The 11,915-nt window shown below is 35.7% G+C and carries 9 protein-coding genes; 7 read left to right on the top strand and 2 right to left on the bottom strand.

Annotated features, from left to right (window positions below):
* The first annotated feature begins 1,150 nt into the window (after window positions 1-1,150).
* The 3 genes from B6A32_RS10895 to B6A32_RS10885 all read left to right on the top strand — a co-directional run bounded on the left by B6A32_RS10895 (window position 1,151) and on the right by B6A32_RS10885 (window position 4,254).
* On the top strand, window positions 1,151-1,516 hold the full coding sequence (locus B6A32_RS10895) for a hypothetical protein (protein WP_143327900.1): 366 nt from the start codon (window positions 1,151-1,153) through the stop codon (window positions 1,514-1,516).
* A 621-nt stretch (window positions 1,517-2,137) separates the two neighbouring features.
* On the top strand, window positions 2,138-3,196 hold the full coding sequence (locus B6A32_RS10890) for a flavin reductase family protein (RefSeq protein WP_085303844.1): 1,059 nt from the start codon (window positions 2,138-2,140) through the stop codon (window positions 3,194-3,196).
* On the top strand, window positions 3,193-4,254 hold the full coding sequence (locus B6A32_RS10885; RefSeq protein WP_085303842.1) for a fatty acid desaturase family protein: 1,062 nt from the start codon (window positions 3,193-3,195) through the stop codon (window positions 4,252-4,254). Before B6A32_RS10890 ends, B6A32_RS10885 begins: the two co-directional genes overlap by 4 nt.
* 257 nt (window positions 4,255-4,511) lie before the next feature.
* Here B6A32_RS10885 and B6A32_RS10880 read toward each other — a convergent pair whose 3' ends face one another.
* Window positions 4,512-5,501, bottom strand: coding sequence for an LLM class flavin-dependent oxidoreductase (locus B6A32_RS10880; RefSeq protein WP_085303840.1), 990 nt, complete (start codon window positions 5,499-5,501; stop codon window positions 4,512-4,514).
* Window positions 5,502-5,676: 175 nt separating this feature from the next.
* Between B6A32_RS10880 and B6A32_RS10875 the strand changes: the two genes are divergently transcribed.
* The 3 genes from B6A32_RS10875 (at window position 5,677) to B6A32_RS10865 (ending at window position 8,554) form a co-directional block, all read left to right on the top strand.
* Window positions 5,677-6,177, top strand: a complete 501-nt coding sequence (locus B6A32_RS10875) for a hypothetical protein (RefSeq protein ID WP_085303838.1) — start codon at window positions 5,677-5,679, stop codon at window positions 6,175-6,177.
* A 269-nt stretch (window positions 6,178-6,446) separates the two neighbouring features.
* Complete coding sequence (locus tag B6A32_RS10870) at window positions 6,447-7,721, top strand: mechanosensitive ion channel family protein (RefSeq protein WP_085303836.1); 1,275 nt, start codon at window positions 6,447-6,449, stop codon at window positions 7,719-7,721.
* 53 nt (window positions 7,722-7,774) lie between these two features.
* Window positions 7,775-8,554 carry a ZIP family metal transporter gene (locus B6A32_RS10865; RefSeq protein ID WP_085303834.1) on the top strand — a complete coding sequence of 260 codons (780 nt, stop codon included), beginning with the start codon at window positions 7,775-7,777 and terminating at the stop codon, window positions 8,552-8,554.
* 30 nt (window positions 8,555-8,584) lie between these two features.
* Here the strand turns inward: B6A32_RS10865 and B6A32_RS10860 are convergent, their stop codons facing one another.
* On the bottom strand, window positions 8,585-10,963 hold the full coding sequence (locus B6A32_RS10860) for a putative bifunctional diguanylate cyclase/phosphodiesterase (protein WP_085303832.1): 2,379 nt from the start codon (window positions 10,961-10,963) through the stop codon (window positions 8,585-8,587).
* Window positions 10,964-11,630: 667 nt separating this feature from the next.
* Between B6A32_RS10860 and B6A32_RS10850 the strand changes: the two genes are divergently transcribed.
* Window positions 11,631-11,858 carry a hypothetical protein gene (locus B6A32_RS10850; RefSeq protein WP_085303828.1) on the top strand — a complete coding sequence of 76 codons (228 nt, stop codon included), beginning with the start codon at window positions 11,631-11,633 and terminating at the stop codon, window positions 11,856-11,858.
* Window positions 11,859-11,915 lie beyond the last annotated feature (57 nt).

Here is an 11,915-nt window from a genome sequence, read left to right as displayed (position 1 = left end):
TCTCAGCTGAAAACTGGCTAATCATCACCACTGAATTTAAAACACAGTTTCATGGTGCAATAGGGCGCGAAGATGTACTCAGTGATTACTGCGAACATCAACAGCTCAAACGACGACAAAACTTAAGCCACTGCAAAAAACTCTTTGCCTAAACTCACGATTTACCGATTTTAAACGCCATAAAGTTAACAAGTCAGTACTTGAGGCTTAAACTTGCCATAAAATTGATATTTTGATGCAGGTTGGGGGATCAATCTGTAATTTTGTATCTACTTGTTAAAAATGTGCCGTTTAAATATATCAACAGTTGATTTCTTTAAATTTAGATGTGATGTAGTTAGGTCATATTTATAATGAGTGTCACTTTTAAATTTCTTAAAGCGTTAAAAGTTATATTTTTTATTTAGAATGAGTGTCACTTTAATTTTCTTTAATTCCTATTTAGAATGAGTGTCACTTTAATTCCTATTTTAAACACCATAAAGTCAACAAGTCATTACTTGAGGATGAGACTTGCCAGAAAATTGATGTATTAGTAGAGATTGGGTCTAAAGTGGTAGTTTCGTTTCTATTCTTTGTTAAAAACTGTCATTTGGTCATGGCAAAGAGCAAGATATTATAATATCGCTGGTATGTGATTAGGGTTTATTTAGAATGAGTGTCACTTTAATTCCTCGTAATTTTGTCTCTGCTTGTTAAAAATGTGCCATTTAAATATATCAATAGTTGATTTCTTTAAATTTAGATGTGATGTAGTTAGGTCATATTTATAATGAGTGTCACTTTTACTTCCTATAATGAGTGTCACTTTTACTTCCTGGTTATGTACTAAATTTAACTGTGTTTTTGTATAGTTGGGTGCGATTTCCTGCTTTCATCCAATAAAAAGGAAATATTCTCGTTTATGTCTTTAGCATAACGAGATGTTTTATTAGTAACTTATTGTAGATAGTGAATAAATCAGGTATGTTTTGATTATCGTAAAATATGAAAGAAGGATTTTTTCCTTGTTTAAACAAGGGATTTTTTCCTCATAATAAGCTGTTATGTTTCAAGTGAGGTATTGGTGCATATTAAAGAAATTGTTCATTGTTATGTTTCGGAAACGATACCTGTTCCAAATGACCTGGTAAAACTTAAAGCGTCTTTCGTGAATAATTGCTTCACTGAAAAAGAAATTAATAGCAACAAATGGTCGTATAAACGCGGTGCAGCGCTCGCTTTTGAATTCAATTACTCTTCTGAAGCTATAGAAATGGAAGTGATACTTGAAGTTATTGGTAACCAATTACGTATTAGTGTGGGCAACTGGGGTTTTCCATTTGAACCATTGTTAATGAAAAAACGATTTAAGAAAAACCTCGATATTATTGTTAAGCAACTTTCTCAAAATGGTTGCTTAGAAGAAAAGATTGATGAATCAGAAAAAATATTAGATGAGTCTAAAAATAAGAAAAAGTCGGCTTTATTTGTTATAGCTTTGATTGCAATATTATTTATAGTAATTGAAACATAACAACACGCCCTGAGGTGGACCGCAAGCATTAAAACTTGTTTTCCACCGCATATTTTAATAGCGGCGAGCCTTTACTTTTTTGTTGTTCATAATACGCCTCGGTCAAAATGAATACCGAATAATTCATTAAAAGTTAATTAAAAGGACACCGATCCTAAATTGAACATGTTTAGTCTCTGTAATAAAGGCAAATAACCCTCCACCTTTTATCTCAGGTGTTTAATGACCCCCCAAGAAAGCAACCAATCAGTTTGGTGGAGCATGGGCTAATTATCGCTATAAAATTTAGAACATAGTTTCTTCGCGCTGACTATCGAAAATACGCTTTGAGTGACTTTTGCGCACATATTTATGTAAAACAACGACAAAATTTAAGCCATGTCAGTAAGCTGTTTTCGTAAAAGTGAAGAATTAAGCTATTCGCCATAAGCGCTCTGTCTCTATAAACGTATTTTTAAGGTTTACGATGAAAAAAACACGCTTTAAATGCGATTAAATATACCAATTTTTTTGTATATTTATCGTCAGCTCATTAGATTTTTCTTAATAATATTTGATTTTTAAAAATTTAAGCGTACACTTGTGCGCTCAAACTTCAGCGTACAAGTGTACTCTCAGATTATGTTATCTACAACTTTAAACAAACTCAGTGTATGGTTTTCACACCATAGTGCTTTTTCTGGTTATTTTGAACCAGTAATACAGCGAGTAAAACCTGCATGGCGTCAGGGTTTATATCGTGCTCAAGTGCTTAATGTTACTAAAGCTATTGGTGATTTTGTTCATATTACATTGCAGCCTCAACATCAATGGAAGGCTCATAAAGCGGGCCAGCATATTGAATTGACTGTTGAATTGAATGGCCGTTTATTGACTCGAATTTTTACAATTGCCTCTAGTGCGCGGCAATATGCTAAAGATAAAACGATTACTTTAGTTATTAAGACTCATAAATTTGGCCGATTTACACCACAATTAGACAAAGAACTTACCATTAATAGTTGGGTAAATATTTCCGCAGCAAAAGGTGAGTTTGTATTTCAATATTCAAATAAATCGTTAGATACTCCAACGGTTATGGTTGCGGGTGGTTCCGGTATAACTCCAATGATGTCAATGTTGTCAGAGCATTTATCTACAACTAACAATCCCATATATTTACGTTATATTGCGCCATTAAATGAGCATCAATTTGTCGAGCAGTTAGCGTTACTCGCAAAAAAATATCCATGTTTCACCTTTGATCTTATGACTCGTAATGAACATGAGTTACAACCATTAGCTTTGGTGGCCAAGTCAGCGATTTATTGCTGTGGGCCCCAAGGTCTGATGTCTGATATTGAAGCGTTAAGTAAAAATACCGGGGCTAATTTCTATCAAGAGCATTTCTCATTAGCGCCAATTGTTAATGATGATTCATCGATAGAAGTTGACGTCACCGTTACGTTAAATGGCAATGTATTTACTGCTTCTAACCAACAAAATCTGTTAATACAATTAGAAAACCAGAACGCACAAGTTACACGAGGCTGCGGCATTGGAGTGTGCCACCAATGTCACTGTACTAAAAAGAGTGGGCTTGTAAAAAACTTACTTACAGGCGATGTATCAGACAGTGGTGAACAAATTATACAGCTGTGTATTTCGCAGCCATTAAGCAACTTGGAGATGTCTATATGACACAAATGAATTACGAACAATTTGCTCAAGAGCTTGATGCTATAAAGCAAAATACTATGGCAAAAGTAGGTAAAAAAGACGCTGACTATATTCGCCGTGTTATTCGTTGGCAGCGTTACTGTAGTTGGACTGGCCGCTTAATGTTATTAACGGGATTAATTCATCCTGCACTTTGGGTTGTTGGAATTTTATTACTGGCGACATCAAAAATTTTAGACAATATGGAAATTGGCCATAATGTTATGCATGGTCAATATGATTGGATGAATGATAAACATATTAACTCGCAAAGTTATGAATGGGATATCGCCTGTGATGGTAAAAGCTGGAACCGAGTGCATAACTTTGAACATCACACATACACCAATGTAATAGGTAAAGATCGTGATTTTGGTTATGGGCTTTTGCGTTTATCAAATGACTTTAAATGGAAGGTTAAAAACCTTTGGCAGTTTATAACTTACATTAATTTAAGTTTGTTATTTCAGTGGGGCATTGCTTACCACGAACTCGCTGCTGAACGTGTTTTCTTTGGTAAGAAAAAAGACGGGCGAGATCAACGTGTTTCTCACTCTGAATTAAAACGTCGTTTTTTTAGTAAAGCCACACGCCAAATAATTAAAGATTATGTGTTTTTTCCATTAATTGCTGGCCCATTATTTTTGTGGGTGTTGGTCGGTAATTTAGTGGCCAATTTGTTACGTAATTTATGGACTTCAACCATCATATTTTGTGGTCACTTTACGGAACACGTGCATACGTTCACAGAAGCGTCTATTAAAAATGAAACTCGTGGACAATGGTATTACCGACAGGCGTTGGGATCTTCAAATATTGAAGGTGGCAAAGCGTTTCATTTAATGACAGGGCATTTGAGCTTTCAAATAGAGCATCATTTATTCCCTGACTTACCATCTTCTCGTTACCAAGAAGTTGCACCACAGGTACAGGCCGTCTTTAAAAAATATCACCTGCAGTATAATACGGGGAGTTTTTCAACGCAGTACACGGGGGTATTAAAACGTATATTTAAATACTCTTTACCAAACGCCGCTTAGTAAATGTTAAGTATATTTGATCGTTTGATAAGCTAGATAATTGTAAGCCGATTAGCGCTATGTTAATCGGCTTTTTATAATTGTACTCGTATAAATTTTGGAACCTCATCAGCATCAAGTGTAGGTAGCTACAAACAAGCTTTATTAAAACAAGACTCTAACGTTATTACTATTTCGCGATCGCACTAATGATTTATAAGCCAGTTTATCTTTACCATTTATCGGGGTTTATAAAACCGCGCTAAATTAACCATGTTTTATTTTTTTATTGCCATTAAAATTTCAAGTACGTGGTGGCGTTTTTCACTGTCGTATAAGTCATTGGTGAATATAAATTCATCAACTTTAAGCTCTTCAACAATAGCTTCTAATTTTGTTTTTATCGTCGCAGGACTGCCAATAACGCTTAACGCTAAAAAGTTATCTACTTGCGCTCTTTCTTGTGGGCTCCATTTCTCCTCCATACTTTCAACGGGGGCTTGTAGCCACAACTCTTGACCTCGCATAAGTGCAAGAACACGTTGCTTTGATGTGCTTGATAAGTATTGAGCCTCTTCATCTGTATCGGCTGCAACCACTGGTAATGCCAACATAAAGTAGGGTTTTTTCAGTGTGGCTGATGGTGTAAATTCTCTTCTATATAATGCAACCGCTTCTTGTAAGAAGTGTGGTGCAAAGTGTCCTGCAAATACATAAGGTAAGCCTTTTTTAGCCGCCAATTGCGCACTAAATAAACTAGAACCTAATAACCAAATAGGTACATTGGTATTTTCACCGGGAATTGCACGTACCGGATGCTTACCATCGTAAGGACCTAATAGCTTTTGTAGCTCTTGTACTTCTTCTGGAAATCTTTCAGCACGGCGCATATCACTGTTTAGTGCTTGGCTAGTAACCTGGTCGCTACCGGGCGCTCGACCAAGGCCTAAATCTATTCGGTTTGGGTATAAACTTTCTAGTGTGCCAAACTGTTCAGCGACAACTAAGGTTGAGTGATTTGGTAGCATGACCCCACCAGAGCCTACACGTATACGTTTGGTTTTTCCTGCAATATGGCCAACTAGTATAGATGTGGCCGCGCAGATTATACCGGGCATATTATGATGCTCTGCTAACCAAAAGCGATTGAAGCCAAGTTCATCTGCTTTTTGTGCATATTGGGTACTTTTGTTTAAGGTTTCAGATACGGTAGACCCTTTTTGCATAGGGGCAAGTTCTAATAATGAAAAAGGAATGTTTGATAACAAAATAGCACCTCTTAACTAATACAGATTAGTATAAATATATTTATGCATATACATAACTAGATATGGTTATATATGGCTCTGTTAAATAGATAATTCAAGGTGCTTTAAGTGTGAATTTGTAAGAATAACTGAGTAAGCTGAAACGTTCTTTTTACTTATTTATCGTTAGGTTATTATGCTTAACACTAGAGCCAGTGAAAATGGAGTTGTATTGAGTTTTAAATCTAGATTATTAGTTAGTGCAGGGGCTATTGCTTCAGCTTCTGCAATTTGGCATTTGCTCTGTATTATAGGTGGCCCTGGTTGGTTTATTTTTGCTCGTGCACCTCAGCAAATTATTGAATCTGCTCAACAAGGAACTATGCTTGCCCCTATTGGTACAATAATAATTGCCACGCTAATGTTTGCTTGTACTATGTTTGCATTTTCAGGTGCAGGTCTAATTCGTAAAGTACCTCTACTGAAGCCAGCTTTAATGACTATTGCATTACTTTGTACCTTGCGTGCTTTACTTGGAATTACGTCACTTGTTGTTTCTATTGGCTTTGATATTTGGCAGTTTGTGGCTAGCTCTGTTTGGTTGTATGTTGGTATTTGTTTTGCTATTGGTAGTTTAGCGCATATTCGGCCAAGTAAATCAAACACACAGCAAACACTATATTATAATAAAAAATAGTTGGCTGATTTCTGTTCGAAATGTGCGTGTTGTTTTGATGTTATCAGGGCGTTACCTTGGGCAAATTAACAAAGACAATCACTCTACATTGAAGAACCAAAATTATCTTAAGATTAGTTTCATTCCAAACTCATATTCAAACTCTAAATATAACTTTAAAACTCAACTTGGAAAAATATGAGCTATCAAATGATAACTTTTTTGTTTATGTTTATTCGTGAATTAAATAGTAAATTAAATAGTGAAATAAAGGATTAGGTAATTAAATAATGACTGAAACAAGAGCACAAATAAAAGAGTTTTTATTAGCTTGGTTTGAAGCAAACCTCCCTGGTAATGCTTTTTTTTGGTATGACACTATAGTTATTCTCTGGATAACTGCTTTTGCCGTTGCCTTACATTATTTTATTAGAGGGGTGGCTAAGCGCTTTATTACGGATAAAATAACTAATAAAAATACGTTGCAGGGAGAAAACTTAACAACAACATTGATTCAACGACTAGCTAGGCAGCTTTCATTTGCGTTTCAAGGTGCTTTAGTTGTTATACAGGCGAAGCTCTGGATAGCTGAAGGTGTATGGTTTCTGCATGTTATTGAGGTGGTAACCGACCAATGGATTATTCTTTTTGCTTTATTATCCCTATTTACTTTATTAGATATTCTTCAGTCAATTTCTGATAAAAGAGAAAAGCGAGCACATTTTCCACTAAGAGGTTTATTACAAACCGTTAAACTTGTGGCGAGTGTGTTAACCGCAATTTTGGCCGTGTCATTACTAATGGATAAGTCTCCGCTTATTTTATTGAGCGGGTTAGGGGCTTTGTCGGCGGTTTTATTACTCGTATTTAAAGATCCTATATTAGGTTTAGTTGCCGGTATACAGTTGTCTGCCAATAATATGCTTGCTGTTGGTGATTGGCTAGAAATGCCGAAATATGGCGCAGACGGTGATGTGGTTGATATTGCATTAACCACGGTTAAAGTAAGGAATTGGGATAAAACTATTACAACAATTCCAACTTATGCACTTATTTCAGACTCTTTTAAAAACTGGCGTGGCATGTCTGAAGCTGGTGGAAGAAGAATAAAGCGCAGTATTCATGTTGAAATGAGCAGTGTTTGTTTTTTAAATAAAGAGCAATTAAATGAATTGAAAAAAGCACAATTATTGAGCGACTATATTACCAGTACAATTTCAGAAATTGAAAAAGAAAATGCCGATAAAAAAGCTGATATGACCGTGATGCAAAATGGCCGCCGGATGACCAATGTTGGAACATTTAGAAAATATCTGGTGTCTTATTTAAAGAGCCACCCTAAAATCCATCAAAGTATGACGTTAATCGTTCGCCAGTTAGAGCCAACCACTAATGGTTTACCCATTGAAATTTATGCCTTTACTAACACTACAAGTTGGAACGCTTATGAAGATATTCAATCCGATATCTTTGATCATATTATTGCGGTTTTACCTGCATTTTCATTGCGAGTTCATGAAGCGCCAACAGGTAACGATATACGTTTATTAGTTAAAAATGTTTAGTATAATCATGTCGATAGGGCTATAAGTTAACAAGATATTAAGTAGGATTTACCATGGTTAATCAAGCATTAGAAGCTGCAATTTGGGGTGGCGTTTCAGGCCTTGCATTGATACTTGGCGCGATAGTTGGTTATTTTATCAAGTTACCGCATAAAGTTATTTCTAGCATTATGGCATTTGGTGCCGGTGTTCTCATTTCAGCGTTATCATTTGAGTTAATGGCTAAGGCGACAGATCAAGGGGGGCTGTTATATGCGGTGAGTGGGTTTTCTGCAGGTGTTTTAGTCTACTCTATTGCTAACTATTTTGTAGCTCATGGTGGTGGGCTTCACAGAAAGCGATCACAAGGTGTACCAAAGAATGTGACAGTAAAAACGGATAAAGCTAGGGTAGCTTCATCTGCCGGTATGGCCATTGCTTTAGGTGCGCTTTTAGATGGTATTCCAGAATCTGCGGCTATTGGTGTCAGTATGTTGGAAGGCGGCAGTGTTGCTTTAGTTACGGTTTTTGCCGTATTTATGTCAAATATTCCTGAAGGCTTATCAAGCTCGGCAGGTATGAAAAAAGCAGGTAAAAGTGCTAGTTTTGTTTTTACACTTTGGATAGTTATTACCATAGTGTTGGCGTTGTCAGCTTATTTAGGCTTTACGCTTTTAGGGCAATACGGCAATGAGTATATTGGATTTGCAACCGCGGTGGCGGCAGGGGCTATTTTGGTAATGATAATTCAAACCATGATCCCAGAAGCATTTGAAGATATGCATGATATAACTGGCCCTATTGCGGCCATAGGGTTTTTAGTTGCTTATAGTGCCAGTGAAATGTTTAGTTAACGCTTAGCTACTGTATGAAATAGGTAAATTTTATGGGGTATTATTTACCAGACCATCAAGCCTTTCGGGTTTATGTAAATAATATCCTTGAGCAAATTCCACTCCCATTTCTTTTAAATAAGTTAAGGCTTGTTCGTCTTCCACAAATTCAGCAACAATAACTTTACCTAAAGTTTTTCCTATGTTGCTGATAGCGTTAACCATTGCCTTATCGGTATTATCGTTCGCCATATTTCGAACAAATGCACCATCTATTTTGAGATATTTAACGGGAAATTGTTTTAAATAGGCAAATGAAGATAAGCCGGCACCAAAATCATCTAAAGCAAAGCTACTACCCATAGCTTTGAGTTGTTCCATAAATTCGCATACTTGCGTTAAGTTACTGATAGCTGCCGTTTCGGTTATTTCAAAACAGAGGCTATTGGCTGGAATATTGTATTGCTTAATTGTTTCGATGGTAAATTGTGTAAAATCTTCGTGATCAAAGCTTTTGCCGGAAATATTAATGTGGCAAACGTCAATATTATTCAGTTTTAACGGGTAACTTTGCAGGTGTGAGCACACTTTATGGATAACCCAGCGATCTATTAAATGTACGAGATTAAAACGCTCTGCAGCAGGGATAAATGCATTAGGAGGAATTACTTCATTATTATCTCCTAGCATACGAACCAATACTTCAATGTGGCTAGTATTATCAGACGATAAAGACACAATTTTTTGTGCATCTAGATATAACTTGTCAGTTTCAATTGCTCTTCGGATACGTTCAATCCACTCCATTTGAACGCGTCTAGCTGCAAGCTCAATATCATCTTGATAGGTCATTATTATGCGATTTCTGCCTTGCTCTTTTGCCATATGACAAGCTGAATCTGCGGCTTGTAATAATGCAGCTTCATCTTCACTGGTTGTTAGAATGGGGGTAATACCAATGCTACAGGTAATATTAAACGCACGGCCATTCCAACTAAATGGTAATTCGCATAAACTGTTACGCAGGCTTTCAGCCGTTTTAATCGCTTGTTCTGGCTCACAGCAATCAAGAATTAAACCAAATTCGTCACCACCTAATCGAGCCAATAAGTCACTTTTTCTAAGTTGGCGATTGAATAATTTAGTCACTTGTAATAAAAGCTGATCACCAGCAAAGTGGCCAAGTGTGTCGTTAATAACTTTAAATTGGTCTAAATCTATAAAACAAAGGCAATGTGATAAGTTTTCAGTGCGTGCCTTAAGCAAAGCCGCACTTAAATAACTGTCGAATGACCTACGGTTGATTAATCCAGTTAAGTCATCGTGGCGTGCTTGATAACTTAATTCGTTACTGAGCCTATGTTGTTCAGAAACATCTTCAATTATACAAATGTAACGTATTTCTGATGGCGTACCCCATTCGAAACGCGACATAGTGGTTTGCACCCAAACAACACTTTTATCCATACTATGTAAACGTTGTTTGAAGGTAACACGTTCACTTAAATTTTGATCGAGTAAGGAACGTTCATCATGAAATATATTGCTATCATCTGGGTGGATCAGCTGATTGTATCTGAGCTGTAATAATTCTCCATAATTGTATTTTAAAATATTACATAAAGCATGATTAGCTTCAATAATTTGGCCATTAGCATCTAATTGAGCAATGCCGATTGCAGCATTCTCAAAAGTGCTTCGAAATTTATATTCAGAAACACGCATGGTAGCGGTTAATTTATTTAGTAATAGGGCTGCAATACCACCTAACAAAATAAAAAATATAACACTGGCAATCGAAAGTACTGTTGTTATTACGCGGCTAGCTAAACTCATTTTTATTTGAAATTCAGCTTGTGGCTGAGCTGAGCGATTGGTAATTTCATCTAACGCTGACTTAAATGCTTGTATTTCAGATTCAGAATTTTGAGAAACTTTAGGTAGCTTTTCTATGATATCGCCTAACTTAATCACCCATGGGTCAGAGCTGCGCCAAGCTTTTATTGCATCGTTAAAATAGGGTGCATTTTGAAATAATCGAAATAGCCATATCATACGAGCGATATCGTCAGGGTGATTACCTCCTTGTAAAAAGCTGCGATATGCAGACTTATAGTCTAAAGTTTCAGCCTCAATAAAAAGGCGTGCTTGAAGGTTTCCTAGCGGAATTTGATATTTTTCTCGAATAAATTGCAGTTCAATAGGATCAGATGAGTGTAGATAATTTTTAGATTGTCTAATGGATTCACTGACGCCATTAGACCAATTATTTAATGCTGCTAGATAAACAGCAATGCCTGACTGTATCTGAATGATTGACAAGGTAAAGCCGATAGCAATTGCACCAAGTAAAACTAGCAATGAACCCGTAAGTTTTAAACGATAGCGGCTATATTTATTTTTATTTTTTGTATCCAGTACGCTTCGCATGGTTACCCTTTATTGAACAATAATAATACACGACACTTAATGCAGTTATAAATATCTAATTTATTGAAATCTAAGATTAACATCACTAGCTTACCCGAGCTAAACCTATAGTCAATCTTTAGTATAAATTGCCTCTAAGTTAAACATATATAAAGTATAAACAAGCTTTGTTTTTCTAGATATAAACATATTATTACAGTATGCAACAACATGTTAGTGTAATGTAAAATTTAATAAATTAACTGATTAAATTTTGCGTTGTAGAATATTTACAGTGTTGATCGTAGCGAGCGTTTTTAGCTTTCATCAATGGTTTAATTTAGAACCAAATAAGCTTGAATTAATACTTGTTAAGCAGCATATTGGTATTAACAATCGTAGCATTATTAAAAAATTCAACAAAATAGTTAGCACAAAAAGGTTAAAAAAGGCCAATGTTTACACGTTATTTTATCCTAGTTAATGTATTAACTATCAAATGGGTACTATCTGTATTCATCTTCCCCAATTTTGGTGGCTAAGCTCCTTCTACTTAGTCACCTGAAATTCAATATATTTACATTATTTCAAAGTAATAATTTTAGCGTTCAAATTAACTGGGCTTACATAAGCCCCTTGAATTTATAAGTGACATTATTACAGCTCATTCAATTCTGAGAACGGGTATATGGAAAATAATTTTTGGAATTATCTCTATGAAACATCAGAGCTAATCGAGAATGCAACAAACGATGTAACCAATGACAATCAAGCAAATATTAGCTTAATAACTAAACGACTAAATACACTTGAGCTGCTATACGATCGCAGTTTTGATCCCGTAGATTCTTATGAAGCGTTTGTTGCGGTTAAGTTAATTTCAGCACTTTCAAAAACGTTAAAAACTGATTTTTGATACGGCTTTAAAATGAAAATATTTACAGGGTAAATAATTAATAAATAAGCGGTATAT

The sequence above is a fragment of the Colwellia polaris genome (assembly GCF_002104515.1).
GTDB classification, from domain to species: Bacteria; Pseudomonadota; Gammaproteobacteria; order Enterobacterales; family Alteromonadaceae; genus Cognaticolwellia; species Cognaticolwellia polaris.
This window is presented reverse-complemented; position numbering and strand designations above follow the sequence as displayed.